This is a genomic window from Terriglobales bacterium (assembly GCA_035567895.1).
Taxonomy (GTDB): Bacteria; Acidobacteriota; Terriglobia; order Terriglobales; family Acidobacteriaceae; genus Gp1-AA112.
The window spans coordinates 97,919-116,788 of the sequence record DATMPC010000105.1 but is presented as its reverse complement, the minus strand read 5'-3'; the positions used below and the strand labels follow the sequence as shown (position 1 = coordinate 116,788).

The following is an 18,870-nucleotide window of genomic DNA, read 5'->3' as shown; positions in this document are numbered from 1 at the left end:
TCGAGACAGGGGGATCGTCCAGCCGATCGTGCCCCAGACGAGGCACTCATCGTAGCCGCGCGGAATGTGCTTGTTCACGAGTGCGCGCACCGTCGCGATCGTCTTCGCACGATCGGCGGGGAGTGAGGCGATGTATTGCGCCGGCGTCTTGACGTTCGATGGTGGTTTCATGGATTCGTTGTCCTCCCGAACGAAGGGACCAAAGGGGACAGCCGAACTGCGATTCTGAGACCCTTTTTCCCAAACACTGTCATCCTGAGGCCCTCTTTCTGAAGACTGTCATCCTGAGTGCTCTTGGGCGAAGGACCGAAATGCCTCAGACGTGAATGCTGCCAGTAGGGCACTTTCACGAGGAACCTTATATGTGTCTGACTGCTGAAATTCAACACTAGAAAGTATTGGCCAAAGTGCCAGTAAGCAGCAATTCAGTCTTAGACATTCCGGGAGATTCTTCGGCCAACATCGGGCCTCAGAATGACAAGCTTATATAGAGGCTCAGGATGACAGTCGTTAGAGTGAGCGCCTCAGAATGACAGTCTTTGGTTGCTATCTGTTGGCGGTCTGATTTGGCAGCTCTGCTCGGCGCTTTATCTTGTACTGGATCTCCTCTTCGGACAGGATGGGTGCGAAGTCTTCCATCTCACCGATCTGGCGGATTTCGACTTCGTAGTCGCCGGCGCTGCTGTTGGGGCAACGCTTGACCCACTCGATGGCCTCTTCGATGGACTTGACCTGCAAGATCCAGAAACCGGCGATGAGCTCCTTGGACTCGGTGAAGGGGCCGTCGACGACGGTACGAGACTTGCCCGAGAATTTGACGCGTGCGCCTTTGGAGCTGGGATGGAGGCCGTCCATGGCGAGCAGGACGCCAGCCTTCATGAGCTCTTCGTTGTATTTGCCCATCTCGGCCAGGAATTGTGGATCGGGGCGGGCGGCTGCTTTTTCTGACTCTGGGGTTGCTTTGATGATGGCCATGACTCGCATTGCGAAATCTCCTTTGGTTTGAGCGATGGTTGAGTGGCTCGAACTCAGATTGAGAGCGCAGTTGGATCGCTGTTGCTCGCTATCGTACTGGCTCTCTGCTGATACGTCGAACGGGGTGTGGCCCGAATCGACATGCGAACGGAATTTAATGAATTATTTTTTCGGGGAGACGCAGGATGGTCTAAATTGCGGATTTTATTGAGGCAGGTTGAGCATGTGGTTTAGCTCTTCGCGGCTGGGGCCGAGCCTGAACTGCGACAATAATCTTAAATGACGCAGTCAGGCTGTCCCCAATATTCCCTGGGCGGGAGCCCCTACATGCCGGGTGGGAGGCGTTGCAGCTTGGTGGAAGCCCCCTGCTTTAGCAGGGGAGAAGCAGCGCTTCAGCGCTGCTGAAAGTCGCGTCTTCATTATTATTTTCTGGCGCTTTAGCGCTGGAGTCCGGGGCTGAAGCCCCAAAAGAGGAAAATAGCGAGAGCTCGCTTCCGCTGCCCTCAAGGGCAACTTCCCCCTGCTGAAGCAGGGGGCTCCCACCCGAATCCGATGACTCGACGGCTGTTATCGAAATACCGGCTGACCCAGCGGCTACCCTCACCCCAGCAACCGCAAGCAGCCAAAACCAAACCCAAGATCCTTCGGCTTCGCTCAGGACGACAAAGCGCTTGCCGGGGACCCTACCGCTGCCGGTTCCGATCCGCCCACCCACCGGCTACCGCCGGCGGTTCTGCTGATTGGCGAATGGACGTGACAGGCCAGGCGTTATTTTCAATGCGTTCTCGTAATAGAGCTTTTTGAGAACCTCGTCGGGCAGATCGAGACCGTACAGCTTCCAAAAGGCGTGGTAGTCCCTGTAGTAATCGAAGTACTCATCTGCGGTTTCGAACGTTCGCCAGTAATACGGGTACTCGTCGGGTTGGAAGCTGTCTTTCCCAAAAAGGATTCGGTCCTGGTACTTGACGAAGAATGCGCGTGCTGCCCGCGGCTGGCGACCGAAGTCATAGAGCACGGCGGCAACGTCAAGATAGACATTGGGAAGACGGTCAAGCAACTGCGAGAGCCGTGCGAGGTCGTTGGCGTGCCAGCCAAAGTGCGCTGCGATGAACTTGGTGCGCGGATGGCGCGCGAACATACTGTTGCGCTCAGTGATCAACTCTTCGAAAGACGGAAACTTACTGCGGTCCTGATACCGTCGGCCCGGATAAAGCGCCAGTTCCAGCCAGCGTTCGTTGTGGTAGTCGATGGGCTCAAAGAACTCCTGTGGGTCCGCAATATGAATGAGCACCGGCACATTGAGTTCTGCACATTTTTCCCAGATCGGATCGAGTTCCGGATCGTCAACCTTGAGGCGCGAGCCATCATTCTTATGGACATGCAGCCCGAGATCCTTGAATATCTTCAGACCTACGGCGCCGGCTTTGATGTCCTCTTCCAGCTGCCTGGCTGCGCGTTGGCCAAACCCGGGACCAACGTCGCTGAAGTCAACATTGGCGAATAGCACCATGCGATCGGGGTAAGGGCTGTTTTTGATGACCGCGAGTCCGCGTCGGAGATTGTCGCCCCAGCTCCCGCTCAGATTCACGATGAGCCGGATGTTGAGCTGGTCCATCGCCTTTACCACTTCCGCATATTGCTCTGGCGAGATCGGCGTTGGATGGTGGCTATGGATGTCAATCACGGGAAACTTAGCGCGCGGTACAGGATGCTGCGGCACGACCAGCGTCGAACGCGGCTTGTACTCGCGGATATTCGGCAGCGGGAATTCCGGCTGGCGTCCTTCGGCAGGACGAGGACGGATCTGGCCGGGCGTTTGCGTTTGGGCATGGAGCGAGATACCCAGGGCAAGGCACAGGACTGCAAGGGCAAAGTTACGGTTCATCATAAGGCTCGCAGCAGTGTCATTTTCGGTCTTCTGACACTTCCGTTTACACACGCTTCCATTATCTACACTTGGGAAAAGCGCATCGCCTATCCTCTTCGTAACCCGCGCTTCGAACGGCGCGAAGACCGGGTCACCAGCAAGATTTTTTTGCTGGGATGGGAAGGACGGTACCCACTTCCTGGAAGTCCCCGGCAACAGCGTGACGTTCTATAATGCCCGTCCACTGGGGGCGGAACACATGGCGAGAATCACGGGTATCGGCGGCGTATTTTTCAAAGCCAAAGAGAACGATCGAGTATTAGCGGAGTGGTACAAGAAGCATCTTGGGCTTGAGCTTAAAGATTTTGGCGGCGCCGTTCTGAGATGGCCGGAGGATGGAGGCGAGGATCACGGCGTCACGGCCTGGCACGTCGCTGGACCAAAAACCAAGTGGTTCAGCCCAAGTGAATCAAACTTCATGATCAACTACCGAGTGGACAACATGGATGAAATGCTCAAGCAGATCCGTGCCGGTGGCATTGCCATTCAACAAGGTCCGGAATCCCACGAAAACGGAAAATTTGCCTGGATTCTTGATCCCGACGGTAACAAGGTTGAACTTTGGGAACCGAAAACTTGGGATGAGAAAAATAAGCAACCATAGTCGGAACCGTCGGCGGTAGCCGATGGGTGTGTGGGCAGCCGAAGCTGCCAGGTAATACTTCGCGGCACGATTGGCTGACGTACACGCGCCCGCCCTGCACTCAGCCCCGGCTACCGTCACCCACCGGCTACCGCCGGCGGTTCTGTTACTTCACTGCGGCGGTGAAGACCTCCTCCATCACCAGGTTCGTCCGGCAACCTGTCGAGCGCTGCTGATTGTTGCGGCTGTCGGTCCAGATCGGATGAGATACGCCGTTGTAGGAGACCAGGCCGGTGTAATCGCCGTACTGGTTTCCGTAATCGATCGCCGAACATGGGAAGACGCCGTTGCAGTCATGCTCGTTCGAACTGGCTGACGAAACGCGGGTATTCGGCAGCCGCCACGTGGCTCCTCCATCGCTGGATTGGGTGAAGTAAACGTCGGTCATGAAGCGGGCGCCGGTGATGTCGTTGCGGGTGTCGTAAAACGAGATATTCACGGCGCCGTTGGTTGGATCGACAGAGATCCACGGGTAGAAACGATCGACGCCGAATCCCAGCGGATCGGTCACTGCTGCGCGCTGAGACCACGTCGCTCCGTTGTCGTCTGAGAAAGAGACGAAGATATCGGTTACGCCTAGCGACGTGAGGTCCATCCATGCGCAATAGAGGCGGCCGTTGTGACTGCGGCCGTTGTGACTGCCGCCGCTGCGATCGCTGTCGCAGGCGGGATACAGCAGGGCGCCGCGGAACGAGATCGACGGAATGGCGATGTCGAAGGCAAGGTTGTTCGTGGAGATGGTGACCGGCGTGCCCCAGCTCGCGCCTGCGTCGAAGGAGCGGTTGAAGACGATGGAGTGTGCGAGGTAATCGTTCCAGGCTACGTAGAGCTCGCCGCCGGGACCGACAAATGGCACTGCGCCGATGGAGCGGCCCGGCCCGTGGGGATCGTCCGCACGCGCAATGCTGAAGCTGGCGCCGCGATCGGAAGAGGTTGCGACTCGAATTCCACCCCCACCGGATCCGCCGCTGGCTGCATCCCAGGCGACATAAACATTATCCCGAAATGGGCTGCGGGGATTGCGGTCGGCGGTGATCATCGGCTTGTCGTTGAAATGATCGCTGCCGCCGGAAAAACTAAAGAAGGTTGCGGCAGGGAAGCTCTTGCCTCCGTCGGTCGATTTCGCCACCGCCATCTCTGTGCCGTTGATGCCGTTGCCGTTTCCGAAAAAAACAACGATGTAGCTGTAGAAGAGATTTCCCTGGGTGTCGAATACCAAGCTGGGATCGGAGCCGAAGTCGAAGCCATTGGCGCCTTTGGCGGGCGGGAGAGGCGCATCGGCGCCGGTCCAGGTTGAGCCGCCGTCGAAGGTGGCGTACGCGCGCATGGGAAGACGGAAAATCTCGTTCGATCCGCCGGCGAGGTTCGTCGGCTTGCTGGTGTTCACGGTAATGAAGGTCTCGCTTTGGGGTCCGCACTCGTTGGAAACGTCTACGTTAGGGCCGACCGGAGCGGAATTGCTTTGTCCAGCGTTCCCGTTCGGGGAATGCGTCGAGAGATACTGGTATTTGTTCCACCAGGTCGGATTATCGGGCGTATTGGTTTGGCCCATGGCCGCGAGGGCAAACAAGAGAAAGCAAGCCAGGACTGTCTGCCGGTTCAATGCACGCATAAATACTCCTTGGATCGAAGAATCCGGGGGCAGCATCTGACCACAACTGGGCTTAGGTGCGCAAGCGTGCTCGCGCCCACCAGACGCGCCTATGATGTCGCACTGGGTAACGCCGGCGGTCGCCGACTTGGTTCTAGTTGCCGGTGTAGCTGACGCGCCAGATTGACTCTGATCCGTCGTCGCTTACCAGCAATGATCCGTCTGGGGCGACTGCGACTCCGACTGGGCGTCCCCAGACGTCGCCGTCGGGAGTTACAAAGCCGGTTAGGAAGTCTTCGTATTCGCCGCTGGCGTGGCCGGTCTGGTGCAAGGGCACGCGGATCACTTCGTAACCGGTGCGTAGCTTGCGGTTCCAGGAGCCGTGCTCGGAGGCAAAGATGTCACCCTCGTATTTCGCTGGAAATTGTTTTCCATCGTAGAAGAGCATCTCGAGCGAGGCGTTGTGCGGTTGCACGAGGACGTCGGGGACGATCACCTTGTCCTTCAGCTCGGGATGCTTCCCTTTATGGCGCGGATCCTGGTGCCCGCCGATGTAATACCAGGGCCATCCGTAGAAGCCTCCATCTTGGACATGAGTGATGTACTCCGGCGGTAGGTCGTCGCCGATGTTGTCGCGCTCGTTGACTGAACACCACGGCTCGCCCGTTTTGGGATTGACGGCAATTCCGACGCAATTGCGAATGCCGGAGGCGAAGACGCGGCGTCCGGAGCCGTCAGGATTGAACTCGAGCACGTCGGCGCGCTCGAACTCCACGGGATTGTTGTCGGTGTCGTCGACATTGGAATGTGAGCCGACGGAGACGTACATCTTCTTGCCGTCGTTGGAGAACGCGATGTCGCGGGTCCAGTGTCCGCCGCCACGCAAGCGGCCGCCACCTGGAAGATCGGCAATCTTCTCGCTTTGGCCGCGAGCCTTCAGGTCGCCGTTGCTGTAGGGAAAGCGAACGACCGAACCGGTGTTGCCGATGTAGATCCACTGCGGATTCGGTCCGACGGGATAAAAGGCGATTCCGAAAGGCTTGTTGAGGCCGGTAGCGAAGTTCTCGCTGCGCTCGGCTTTGCCGTCCTTTGTCACGCCGCGAAAGACCTTGATGATTCCCGGATCGCTCTCGGCCAGAAAGAGGTCGCCGTTCGGTGCGGTGCGGATCTCGCGCGGATTCTCGAGGCCGCTGGCATAGAGATCGACTTTGAATCCCGCGGGAGCTTTCGGCCATGCGTCCTTCGGGCGGGGAACGAGGCGCGGGCCGTTGTCCACTGCCTTGCTTGCATAGGGCTCCGGCAGATCGGCGACGGTGATCTTGTGCGCGACGCCGGGGGCCTGGGTGCGGTAGTCGCTGTACGTGGTCGGCTTCTGCGTTTGCGCGCGGAAGAGGTGCGTGATCGTGAACACGACGGCGAAGGAGGCAAAGATCGTCAGGAGTTTCGGCTTTTTCATAGCTTCATCCCCGTTAACGATAGCAGGATGGGCGAGAAGCGCACGGCCGGCGTTTCACTAAGAAAAATGGCCCCGAGCAATACCGCGGGGCGTGCTGAAGAAGGCAAGTTGTGCAGAAGAGTGGAGGAGAATTCAGTCCCGATGGGTGGGGCGCTCTATCTTGAGGCGCGATTACCCGCACTCCAGAGCTGGCATGTGTTGGCGGAAAAATCAGTAGAAGTCTGAACAGCTTAGGAAGAAGCCGCAATTCTGGCACACCATCTTGCAGCGTGAGTCCTTCAGGCGAGACGAACAGTTCGGACAGTAAGCGGCAGCGTTGAAATCCTCTTGCTTCGCAGGAGGAGCGTCGGTTGGGGGATTTGCAGAATCCACGGTACGACTATAGCGCGGATCTAATCCATTATGAAATGTCTGACGACTGCTGGACCAGGTCCCGAAATGGGACAAAAATTCCCTGCGCAATCGCTGTTAATTTTTTGCATCCGGCAGAAAACCAAGCTAAGTGCATGATGGGAAATCGCTTACGAGGAAATCCACAGAAATCCCTGTTAATTTCCCTGCCTCGAAGAAAATTTTGCGGATTTTGGGCAGAAATCCACGATTTCGAGACCGAATTCAAAAAACGCCCTGCTATTGTCCCTGTTCTTTTCGCTTGGGATCGGAACTACTGCGTTCCCTTCCAGAGCGATTCCAGCGCATGCCGGTAAAAACGGCTGCATGGAAGCTCTTTGCCGTTGCGCAGGGAGACCATGAACTCGCCGTTGTTGCAGGGCTGCAGCTCTTTTATCTTGCTGACATTCACAATAAAAGACCGGTGGATGCGGATGAACTGCGAGGCATCGAGCTTATCGGCCATCCGGCCGATGGATTCGCGGAACAGATACGCGTTCTTTCCTGCGACATGCAGACGAACGTAGTTCGCGGCTGCTTCGATCCAGTCGATTTCATCCATCTGAATGAAGACCACGCGACCGCCGGACTTAATGATCAGCCGATTCTCAGCACGCGGCTTCCGCGCTGCCGATAGTAGATTGGCGAGATTGTCATTCAGCGCGCCTTTCGCCGACTTCGTCATCTCCGTCTTGGCGCGTTCCAGCGCGCGGTGGAGGCGCTCCTGATCGAATGGCTTAAGGAGATAGTCGAGCGCTTGTGCCTCGAAAGCCTGGAGGGCGTAGCTATCGTATGCCGTAGTGAAGATGACGATCGGCATCTCGCCCGGGATGCTGCGAACAATATCGAAGCCGTTGCCGCCTTCCAGCTCAATATCGAGCAACAGCAGATCCGGATGATGGCTTCGCACCGCGTTCAGCGTATCTTCCACGCCGGCGCACTCGGCGACAATTTGCACGTCCGACTCTCGGTCTAGCAGAAAGCGCAGCTTCTCGCGCGATAAGGGTTCATCGTCTGCAATGACGGCTCGCATTTTGGGGGCTAGAATCATATTGATCTGGCCCTCCGCTGTACTTGGCATCCCCACGAAAGCCTCCCTCGGGCCGGTGGCACACCGGCAATCATCACTGTTATTGCTTCAGTGCAACTGTCACGCCTCTTACGTAGCTGGAGCTAAGCCTTGGACGGAGCAGGACAGGTTTCGTCCCTAGGCTGGGACAAGTTGTCGTGAATTAGGTACAACAATCACAGCTGAGTGACAACTGGCAGTATGTCTGGACGAAAAGTGTCCAAGGTATCCTCAGCTCATTGATATGACGGGATATGTGCTCCCGGAGATTTAGCGGTTCGTGGATGGGCCGCGTTCGTCCCCGGATTCCAAATGTTCAGAAGTGAACAGCGACACCTCTTCATGCGAGCCACGCTTTGAACTCGATCAATGGGCTTCAGCTTTACAGATAGCTTAGCCACGAACTTCGTCTGCGCTGCTTGAGACCTGCGAACCACGCGCACGGGAAGTAGAGGATGACAGCCGCAAGGACCCACATCGCGTAGATCATCGGCAGTCCATGGCCGTATCCTGCCGGCAGTCGGTTCATCCAGAAGGCACCGTGCAGCAACCACTGCACAGGCTGATGGAACGCAAGTGCCAGGATCACTGCAAGTACGTGGATGAGATAGAGGTGTAACACGTAGAAGAACAAAGGCACTCGGCCAAAGATCAGCAGAGGATGAAGAATCTTCTCGATGATCGAGCCCGATTGCACCCGGTCAAGATAGGACAAGAGAATCAATGACGGACCGAGGGTCATGAGCAGGAATTGGAGTGACGCTGGATACTTCTCGACATCCAGGAATGCGACAACGGTCATTGCCCAGGAGCCTTGTGGATGCCACGCTCCTGCGCTGTTAAACGCAATATCCGCGCTTGGATTGCCGTATGCATTGAAGGCACGCAAACAGACGAATAACAACGTTGCCAGAAGCCCCAAACGCAAAGTGAAGCGCTGGCGCTCCTCGCGCGATCGCAGCAAAACCCTTCCGAACACGTAGCCGAGGGCCATGACTGCAGCCCAGGGCAGAATTGGGAACAGCACGAAGAATTGAGTAAGTGGCACCGTTCCGGTCCGATGCAGCAGTGACCAGATCGGAGCGAAAGCACCGAGCGTCTGCAGTTTGATTCCGTCGGTCAAATCATGCGCTCCGACAACCAGCAGCCCGAGCACTAAAATTGCCCACTCCGGCAGCCAGACGAGCACGCCCAGAGTGATCATCGCGCATCCCAGAGACCAGATCACGCCACCGAAGTACCACGGCACGAATGTCCACGCATACTCGATTACGGTGAACTCGAGAACAATCAGCCACAGTCCGCGAGTCCAAAGAAACTTCGCAACTTTTCCCGTAGTTCCTGACTTAGAACGCAGGAGATAAGCGCCTGTTCCCGCAAGGAAGAAGAAAAGCGGCGCACAAAAGTGTGTAATCCAGCGTGTGAAGAACAGCGCTGGATAACTTCGCGTAAGGTCTTCGGGCTGAAACCGCAAATAAGTTAGGTAATCACGCGTATGGTCGAGCGCCATGACGACCATCACCAGTCCACGCAGCACATCTACTGACCAGATGCGTGATGATGGGGATGCTTCCGGAGCGAAGATCGGCTTGACCGTAAGTTGTGGAATTGGTCTGACAATCTCGGCCATGCCAGGCACCTCGATTGAGAAACTTAGCTAGAACCGGACAATGAATACTCCGGTTCAGACATACGCGCCACAAAAAAGAGGCGGTGAGGACTTTCCTCACCGCCAACAATCGACCGTTCGATCTTCAGAAGATTATCTTCGCTCCAACTTCAATCCTGCGACGATCAATTCCCGAAAAAACGGAATTGCTCTGGAAGTTTCCGGTGGAATTGAAGAACGTATTCGCGAAACCACCCTGGGCATCTCTGAAGTTGCCTGCGTCGATGAATGGAGTCGCAGTCACTCCACGATAATCGCGGTTGATGACGTTATAAGCGATTCCGCGAAGTTGCACGGTGAACCGCTCCGTGAGCTTCACATTCTTCAGAAGTGCGAGATTCACAGCGTTGATCGTGTCTCCGCGCTGCAGGTTACGACCGGCGCCGGCAAATGGTGTCCCCAATATGCCTGCTGCGGTGCGGTCATTCGCAATCCAGTGAATGTCATTCTTGGTCACAGGATCGCCTGTGTAGAAGTTCACGAGCGTACCCGCGGCCGTGTACTGTCCGACCGTATCTAGCGGCGCCCGTGGATTCGCCAGGATGGGATGGCACGCAGCGACGGAGGTACTAAGCGCTGAGGTGGGATCGCAAAGGTTGGTAGTGGGGTTCTGGAGTTCGATCACTGTATAGGGCTGGCCGCTGGTGTAACGCCAAGTTGGATTGATCTGATATCCGCCCAGCAGCATTCCCTTCAGTCCGCGCTCATCGCGGAAGAAGGGCACATCGTAGAGCATGTAAACGGTGGCAACGTTGGGATAGTCTAAACCGCTAGTACCGCGCTCCGCTGTGTTTGTGTTGAACGGATTCTGCGCATACGACTGCGTGTTGCCGCCACCAGTTGTGCTGAAGACCTCGCTGGTATTGTCGATTGTTTTGCTCCAGGTATACGTCGCCCCAGCAGTGATGCCGTGCCAGTTCTGGATTTGGAAACGATTTTGTAAACCGTGATAGATCGAGAAGGCATAGTTTCCGCGCGACAACACATTCGTGCGATTGCAGTCAACGTAACCCTGTGCAAATCCCGGAGCCCCGGTGGTGGCGCATGGAGTCAGGCCCGCCGGGATCACGTTTGCAAAACCGGCAGTGATGAGTGGCCGCAGGGCGGGATTCGCGTTGATGGTTTGATACTGTCCAACTCCGTGATCGCCCACGTAGCGCACTTCAGCGACCATCTTGCTGCCAAACTGTCTTTGGATTCCGAGGTTCCACTGTTCCGAATAGGGATTATGCAAATTCGGATCGACGATTGACTGGGTTCTGATTCCCGGGTTTACGCCGCGCGCAACTTTGGGAAGATTTGCAGATTGCACATCTCCGGCAATTCCCGAGGCCGGCAAACAGTTCGTGCAAGGCGTAACGCGTCCAGCATTTACCATCGGTGTTGAAGCCGCAACGTTTGTGAACAAGTTGTAGAACTCGGGGTTATACGCGATGCGGAATCCGCCGCGAATCACCGTTTGACTTCTGCCAAATATTGACTCTGCTAACCGCGGCGACCATGAGAAACCTACTACTGGGCCGAAGTTGTTCTTGTCTAGAGCGAGCTTGGGTACTGTTCGCAAGCTCAAAGGCAGAGTTGTATCCCAAAATGCCGTTGCAGCATTGGTTTCGCGCTTCACGGTTAGATCGTGAAGTATGTTGATTGCTTGACCGTTGAGTTCGTATCGGGTTCCAAGCGTCAGGGTCAGGTTGTCCTTCACTCTCCAGTCATCCTGGAAGTAAAGAGCACCCTGATTCTCCTTGAAGTCAATGTTCGGCGGACCGTCAGTCAAGCTCAGGCGAGTGGCCTGGTTCTGAATGAAGTTGTCAAAGCTGCTGAAGAAGAAAGAACCGTTCACGTTCGCCAAGCCAGAATTCGGCTGACTCTGGCGATCAAACTCGCCGCCAAACTTGAAGGAGTGGTTGCCAACGCGCCAAGACGCGTTGTTTTGCACCTGGTAGTCGATTACGAATCGTCCCTGAGGAAAGCCCGCATCCGGGCCCATGTTCAGCGATGTGCCGTCTGTAAAGTTAATGCTCGTCGGGCACGAGCTGAAGCTGGACCGCAAGCATTTTGGGAACGCTCCTCCTTCGAATCCGACATTGAGGCGTGAATAACTGAAGCGAGTTTGGTCAAGCACGTTCTGCGAAAAAGTATGCGAGTAGTCAATGGCTGCTTCCTGAACGCGCGCTGGCACATCGACAAAGTCGCCGAAAGCTACTGCTGAAGCACCGGCAAAGGAAACGTTGGTGTTTATCTGCTGCTGGAACAAGTACCGGCCAAAGAGTCGATCATTCTGGGAAACCTGGTAATCGATGCGGCCGCTTGCCTCATGATCATTGAAGATGCTCGGGAGACTGCGCGTAATCGAGCCGAACTCGATTGGAACACCCACAACGGGAATGTTCCGAACGTTGGAAAAAGTTGGTGTGCCTTGGGTGACTGCCAGCGGTCCGATCGCGCCCAAAGCCGCAACCGAGGCGTTTCCAGGAAATGCTGCCTGCAATTGCTTTAGCCCGTTTGCTGTCGGAGTAACCAGCGATCCTGAAGATGCCGGAGCCGAGCCAACCCTTTGCGCCTCGATGTTTGTACCTGCGAAGAACCATAGCTTGTCCTTGACGATAGGTCCGCCCACAGTCCCGCCATATCGGTTGTCGACATATCTTGGCACTACCGGATGCGTGCAAGAATCGGTAAATGGCTGTACTGCCGTGCCGACCGCCACGCCCGGGGGACAGAAACCATTGAGCGGCGTCCGTTCTTGACTAGCTAGAGAATCGCCCCAGTTCCCGTTGTAGATTTCGAAGGCCGTACCGTGAAAGGTGTTCGTGCCACCCTTGGTGATGTAATTCACAATCGTGCCGCTGTTCCGGCCATATTCAGCGCTGTAGTTCGTGAGCACCTGGACTTCTTCGATCGCATCCTGATTACCGATAAAGAGCGATGGCCCACCAATTAGAGAATCGTTGTTTGCCTGGCCGTCGATCTGGAAATTGTTGTCGCGACCGCGCTGACCGTTGCTGGAAAATGAAGCTCCGTTGGTATTTGCAAAGTTGGCATCGCCCGTCGGCACAACACCAGGAGTAAACAACGCGACGAGATCCGGACCGTTTCCAATGGGCAGGTCCATTAACTTCTTTGATTCAAAGCTTTCGCCGGTTTGAACGGAGTCAGTCTGGATGATAGGCGCGGTCGCCTCAACCGTCACTTCCGTTGCGGCGCTTTGCACTGCGAGTTGCCGCAAGCCCACACTGGTTGGTACGCCCGTACTCACGGCAACATTGCTCAACCGCGTCTTGCTGAAGCCAGCAGCATCAATCGTCACCGTGTAACTTCCGACCGGCAAACCCCGCATCTCAAAATAGCCGACCGAATTAGTTGTGGCGCTGTAAGCGACGTTGGTTCCGGTGTTTACTGCGCTGACTGTCGCTCCGCTAATTACGCTCTGCTGCGGGTCCTCCACGGTACCCGTAATCGAGCCTGTCGTAATGCCTTGCCCCAGAAGTTGCGGGACAAGCAGCAGAGAAACTGTGAGCAGCGAGAATGTAGCTATGCGAAGTGGAAGCACTCTGAGCAATCGGGAACTCATGTTGATCGCGTCTCCTGATACTTTGCGATTTAATCCGAGTAGGGTTGGTGCACGTGGGCTTCCTAAAACGGTACTAGTCGGGTACAAGATGACGGAAAGCGTGGTCAGAGTGACGAGCGCACCGATTCTGATAACGAAGTCACGAACGCAGAAACCGCAGCAAACAGACTTGGTATCAAATAACCGGGAGCAATATGAATTTCAGGAGGACTAAGACCAAGGCGCTACCAATTCGCGGAGAACCTGCCTGAAGGCAATCAGCAGGGCAAAAAAGAACAGGGAGCCAGACGGCTCCCTGTCCGAAACAACAGTGACTATCTCCCTAGAAGTGCAACCTCAGAGCGAACTGCCCAAAGCGGCGTTCGTCGTGATTGCCGCCGGTGGCTAACGTCCCCAATCCACCCTTCTTCGCGAGCACTTGGATTGGTGCTCCGGCTCCAAAATTGGGTACATCGAGATTGGCGCCGTTCACGAAGAAATTGTGATGGTTGAGAATGTTGAATCCCTCGGCTCGAAACTCCAGATTCATGCCTTCGCGAATCCGGAAGCTCTTGGCCGCTGAGAGATCCAGTGACCAAGCACCGGGACCAAGAAATGCGTTTCGGTGAGTCATGGTCGCAGGAAACGGACCGAAGTCAGACAGTGCGAGTGCTGGGTTGAACACTGTTGTATTTGCGACTGGCAGGTTGAGCACATTGAAGCTATTGACCCCAACATTCACTGGAGTTCCGGTTGAGTAATCGCTGATTGCGGAGCCGGGAACGTAACGAGGCCATCCGAAGCCACCGCCGGCATTCACAGAATTCGTGCTGTCGAACACGCCGAACGGTGTGCCAGTACGAGCGGTAAAGATGCTCGTGAAGGTATAGCCACCGAGCAGGTAATGAGTCAATCCATTCGATTGCTTGAACCATGGTGTTTCAAAAATCGGCGAAACAACCAGGCGATGACGGATGTCGAAATCGGAATTTCCGCGATCCAACCCAGGATTCCGTGGATCTAGATATCCCAAATTGCCGATTCCACCCGAGGCGCCTTGGAGGTTATCGGAAAAGGTGGAGCTCAGATCATCGATTGAGTGCGCAAAGGTATAGTTGGCGATCATGCTCAGCCCCGACTTCCAGATGTCTTGAGTCTGGAATCGCAGGTTGAGCCCGTGGTAATAAGAGTCTCCATTACTGCCACGGTTGTTGATCCCCGTGTATTGCTGGTTCACGCGAGTGTAGAACGTGCCATTGAACGGCTGCCCAAGGTACGCCTGTCCCGAGCCAAGCATGTTGATGTTCTTTATGTCATATAAGTGGATTCCGCGTGCACCGCTATACTCCAGTGCCACTATGGAACTCGCTCCCACTCTACGCTCTACCGCCATGCTGTAGAACTGCGTCTGAGCAGTGTGAATGTCTTCATCCACATTTCTCAGGCTGGCCGGCGGCAGTGCAATAGTGGCTCCTCCGCCGCCGGACACAGGACCGAGAGGATCTAGACTCACAAACAGCGGAATGCCTCCCCCTGCCTGCAGATTGATCGTCGAATTGTTCGGCGGATTTTGGATCACGTTGAACGTTACGTTCCCGAAATTCCGTTCATAGGTGATACCGTAGCCGCCGCGCAGGCTGGTTGTGCCGGTTCCGAAAACGTCCCACGCAAATCCAACACGAGGCGCGACTGTTCCGTAACTTGGATTCCACAAAGCACCAATTGGACTGTTCGGAACCGTAAAGACAGCGCCGTTGGCTACCTTCTCAAAGAAGCTGGATCCGCTTCCCCGGTAGAAATTGGAGTCGAGCTCTGGATGATTGTTGTGCTGTACTCCAAAGTACTCGTAGCGCAAGCCGTAGTTCAGTGTGAGTCGCGGACTCCACTTAAAGCTGTCCTGAGCGTACACCGCGAAGTCCTTATAGCGGAAACTGCGAGCAAAGTTAGGTTGGGTGAGTGGCGGAACTAGAGTGCAGGCGGGAGTCACAACCAATGCGTTCGTATTGCGATCGCGCACGCACGGGAACTTGCCCTGCGGAAATACTGCCTTGGTGTATTGCACTAGGTTGCCGGTGATCAAGTTGTCGAGTCCTTGTGGAGCGTTCGCTCCGAGTACTTCAGTGGCTTGGGCAAATGCACCGAACGCGCGGTTCACTTGCTGATAACTGAACTGTCCGCCGAAGCGTAGAGTGTGATTTCCCTTTACCCACGAGAGGTCTTCATTCGCCTGAATCACATTTTGTGGACCGCCGAAAGGCAAGCCTCCGGCGCCGGGCGTCAGGCTGAAGAATCCCGGCATGTTGACCGGCTGATTTGCGATTGTCGGAGCTCCGTTCAGGTATAGCGTCGGAATATTCGCAAATGCGTTGTCGAAGCTTTGGTTCAAGCGTTCGCGAGCGTAACTGATCTTGCTGCTCGAGAGCACCGAAGGAGAAAAGGTGTGGTTGATGGAATAAAGAGCCGAATTTGCGAATGTTGCTTGTCCAACATTGTAGTCCGTGTACGGACTGTTGAAGATGAAGCCGCGAAAATCGTTCTCGTCGTATAGCGCAAAACGGAAGAACATTTGCGTGGCTTCTGTTGCGTTGAAGTCCAGCCTGCCAATGATGTCCTTCGTATTTTGTGGAGCACCACCTCCAGCATCTGCGGGTGCGCTGTAGTTCACTGATCCGAATGCGGGAGTGTTCGCTGGTACCTGTTGCGCGAAGGCGCCGGTATCACCGGTTGCAGCCACGACTTGCGCTGCACTCAGCGTGGCTCCAAATGGACGAACACTCTTCCCCGCTCCCTGGAAATACTGCTGCACGTTAGGCGCGGTGAAAGAAATGAGCTGCGGAGTTGGGACCAATGCGTTCAGGCTGGCAGCGCTGCGAACGCGAACCCATTCCGTGATTTGAGAGAAGAACAACTTGTTCTTGATTACTGGACCAGTCACAACGTAGCCAAACTGGTTGCGCGTGTAGCTTCCTTTTGGAATTGAACCGTTTCCGCTCGCGATGGACGCCAGGTTGTTCGCAGCGTTGTCATACGTGCGGGCCGTGAGCGCCGATACTCGATTGAACTCCCACGCTGAACCATGAAACGAGTTAGTACCAGCCTTTGTGGTCAAGTTGACCACGCCGCCAGAGGCGCGACCATATTGCGCATCGAAGTTACTGGTCACAATTCGGTATTCCTGAACTGCATCCTGCGGGACGATCTGAGCTGCGCCGGTTGCAAACAGGTCGCCGTTCTCGACGCCGTCGAGCAATATTTCCGTGCCCGAGGAACGCTGTCCATTGATCGCGTATCCAACACCACGGTCAGTCATGCTCTGCCCGGAGTTCTGCCCCGCTTGAACGGTTCCTACACCGGTGCGATCGCCGGCGCTTACGTTTCCAGAGAGCATCACGAAGTCATATGGATTTCGCGTGAGACTTGGCAATTGTGACAGTTGCTGCGAACTGATTACCTGCGAAAGTTCCTGGGTTTGCGTGTTTACCTCAATTGATGGATTTTGAGCTACGACTTCAACCGTTGTGGACGCAGATACTCCCAGAGTTGCATCCAATGTTGAATTGCCACCGACAGCAACAGTGATGTCTTGTTTAAAAGGCGCGAAGTTCCCGCTGATGATGGTCACTTCATACTGTCCCGGCTGTAAACCGGTAACTGTATATGTGCCAGCGGACCCGCTTTGAACGGTTCTACGTGCCTGCGTCCCTAAACTCACTACAGTGACTGTTGCATTCGGGACTACAGCTCCCGAGCTGTCGCGCACAGTGCCTGTGACATTCCCAGTTTGAACTTGTGCAGCGAGCCATGCGCACCCCAAGAGCAGTATTGCAAGTAGGCCTGTAATTTTGCGGTGCATCTCTCCTCCAGAACGCAAGTGCGTTCGTTGTCTGTTGTGCATGCCGCACGCCAGCCAACGCATTCGTATGGTGTTTTGGTACGAAGTTGCATCCGGAGATAACGAGTTGTTCCGGGTTGGATGGAGGAAGTTGGTTCGAGCTGAGTAACCAACGACTTGACCGGGCGGGCCAAATACAGAATCTGGAATACTTGAGTCACCGTGCATCCAGAAAGAGGGATTATGTCCGCGCCGATGGCTTCCTCGGCTCGGAGAGCCCGAGATTTAGCGACCGGAGTTCCCTCAGTTCGGGAAGCGGGCGGAATGCAATAGGGACGAATACCGGGATTCTGGGGACTAGAGCCGGGAAAGCTTCGTTCTTCGGACAGAGGCGGAGACTAAGATTACAATTCTGCAACTCACATGGAAGGATTGGCAGAGTCTAAGGTGGTTTGGAGCCGCTGCGAAATGCACGATGATTAAATTGCGTCAGAACCGGGAAAGCCACCAGCCGAGCCATCGACGCGAGCACGGGCGCCGTGCCTTCGTAATTCCCGTCACCTACCTCTTCGCCATCATGACAACGCTTGGCCTGGTGATGGGGTGGCAAGCGTATCAGGTTCTGAAGCAATGGCATAAGCCGCGGAATTACTTCACTTTAGAGGCTGCCAATCAGCTTATCGATTGCTATGTGTGGTGCTTTGTAGCGCTCGCCATCTGGCAGTGGATGCGTTTCTTTTCGCTCCAAGGCCCAAAATGGAAGCGGGACCTAGCAGCCCACCTGGGAATCGCAATGGTGACGGCGCCGGTAGCTACTTTTCTTTATATAGGTGGATTGGCTCTCAGTAGGCTCGGCAAAGAAGACATGTCTCTCGAATCGCGCCTGCGGTGGAATCTCCGCGCCGAATTCATTCCTAACATGATCGAGTATCTGACGATCCTCGCGATTCTTGCCTCAGTCGAATATTACCGGCGCTATCGCGACGGGCAGCGAGAAACGACTCAACTACAACACGCCCTAACAGAATCGAAGCTGCAAACCTTGCGGGCACAATTGAATCCCCACTTCCTTTTTAATGCGATGAACTCTGTATCCTGCCTGCTTCATCGCGACGCTGCTGCCGCCGATCAGATGCTTTCGCGCGTCGCGAACCTGCTTCGGCTCACACTGGCTCGTGACGACAGCCGGGAGGTGGGCTTACTGGAAGAAGTGGAGCTCGCCGAGGAATACCTGGAAATCCAGAAGATCCGGTTTGGGTCCAGAATGAAGCTGGAGATCGATATCGACGACGATGTTTTAGATGCTCGCGTTCCTAATATGCTGTTGCAACCGCTGGTTGAGAATGCATGCGTGCACGGGGTTGCTCGCACTCGGGGCGACTGTCGGCTGGAAGTTCGCGCAAAGGCAGAAAGCGGAAATCTTGTTATCTCGATCTATAACGACGGGCCACCGGTTCGTCCCGATTGGAAAACGCACAGTGGCATTGGGCTGAGGAATACGATAGAGCGCCTCTCACTCCTCTACAAAGAAAGCTCGATGTTGGAACTCGGGAATTTTCGCGATGGCGTCCGGCTCGTGGTTCGCGTTCCGCTCGTAAAAACTTCAACCACCATCGAGATGGTAGATCCTGTTGTTCCCAGAACGCCGGCACATTCAGCCACCATCATGTAAATGCCGGCGACTACCAAACCTTGATGGGCATTGAACATCACTCTTCTCATACTACTAATCACAACCTAACTATCCGAGCAACGCGGTCCCCGTCAT

10 protein-coding genes are annotated in these 18,870 nt (G+C 55.4%); 2 read left to right on the top strand and 8 right to left on the bottom strand.

All coding sequences use genetic code 11. From position 1 onward, the window contains the following. Window positions 1-546 precede the first annotated feature (546 nt). Both VNX88_22810 and VNX88_22805 read right to left on the bottom strand, forming a co-directional pair. Window positions 547-984 carry a YciI family protein gene (locus VNX88_22810; protein ID HWY71517.1) on the bottom strand — a complete coding sequence of 146 codons (438 nt, stop codon included), beginning with the start codon at window positions 982-984 and terminating at the stop codon, window positions 547-549. 709 nt (window positions 985-1,693) lie between these two features. Beyond that, window positions 1,694-2,863 (bottom strand): amidohydrolase family protein, encoded by a 1,170-nt coding sequence (locus tag VNX88_22805; protein HWY71516.1) that lies wholly within the window; start codon window positions 2,861-2,863, stop codon window positions 1,694-1,696. A gap of 238 nt (window positions 2,864-3,101) precedes the next feature. On the opposite strand from VNX88_22805, the gene VNX88_22800 reads away from it, so the two are divergent. Continuing rightward, window positions 3,102-3,506 carry a VOC family protein gene (locus tag VNX88_22800; GenBank protein HWY71515.1) on the top strand — a complete coding sequence of 135 codons (405 nt, stop codon included), beginning with the start codon at window positions 3,102-3,104 and terminating at the stop codon, window positions 3,504-3,506. A gap of 145 nt (window positions 3,507-3,651) precedes the next feature. Here VNX88_22800 and VNX88_22795 read toward each other — a convergent pair whose 3' ends face one another. The 6 genes from VNX88_22795 to VNX88_22770 form a co-directional block, all read right to left on the bottom strand. Continuing rightward, on the bottom strand, window positions 3,652-5,157 hold the full coding sequence (locus VNX88_22795) for a sialidase family protein (protein ID HWY71514.1): 1,506 nt from the start codon (window positions 5,155-5,157) through the stop codon (window positions 3,652-3,654). A gap of 133 nt (window positions 5,158-5,290) precedes the next feature. Further along, complete coding sequence (locus tag VNX88_22790) at window positions 5,291-6,592, bottom strand: sorbosone dehydrogenase family protein (protein ID HWY71513.1); 1,302 nt, start codon at window positions 6,590-6,592, stop codon at window positions 5,291-5,293. A gap of 664 nt (window positions 6,593-7,256) precedes the next feature. Then, window positions 7,257-8,063, bottom strand: coding sequence for a LytTR family DNA-binding domain-containing protein (locus tag VNX88_22785; GenBank protein ID HWY71512.1), 807 nt, complete (start codon window positions 8,061-8,063; stop codon window positions 7,257-7,259). Window positions 8,064-8,433: 370 nt separating this feature from the next. Then, window positions 8,434-9,681 carry a heparan-alpha-glucosaminide N-acetyltransferase domain-containing protein gene (locus VNX88_22780; protein ID HWY71511.1) on the bottom strand — a complete coding sequence of 416 codons (1,248 nt, stop codon included), beginning with the start codon at window positions 9,679-9,681 and terminating at the stop codon, window positions 8,434-8,436. A 124-nt stretch (window positions 9,682-9,805) separates the two neighbouring features. After that, window positions 9,806-13,291 carry a TonB-dependent receptor gene (locus VNX88_22775; protein HWY71510.1) on the bottom strand — a complete coding sequence of 1,162 codons (3,486 nt, stop codon included), beginning with the start codon at window positions 13,289-13,291 and terminating at the stop codon, window positions 9,806-9,808. 322 nt (window positions 13,292-13,613) lie between these two features. Then, the gene (locus VNX88_22770) at window positions 13,614-17,123 is read right to left on the bottom strand and encodes a TonB-dependent receptor (GenBank protein HWY71509.1); all 3,510 of its coding nucleotides are present in this window, start codon (window positions 17,121-17,123) and stop codon (window positions 13,614-13,616) included. Window positions 17,124-17,577: 454 nt separating this feature from the next. Here VNX88_22770 and VNX88_22765 point away from each other — a divergent pair, with 454 nt between their 5' ends. Then, the gene (locus VNX88_22765) at window positions 17,578-18,774 is read left to right on the top strand and encodes a histidine kinase (GenBank protein HWY71508.1); all 1,197 of its coding nucleotides are present in this window, start codon (window positions 17,578-17,580) and stop codon (window positions 18,772-18,774) included. Window positions 18,775-18,870 lie beyond the last annotated feature (96 nt).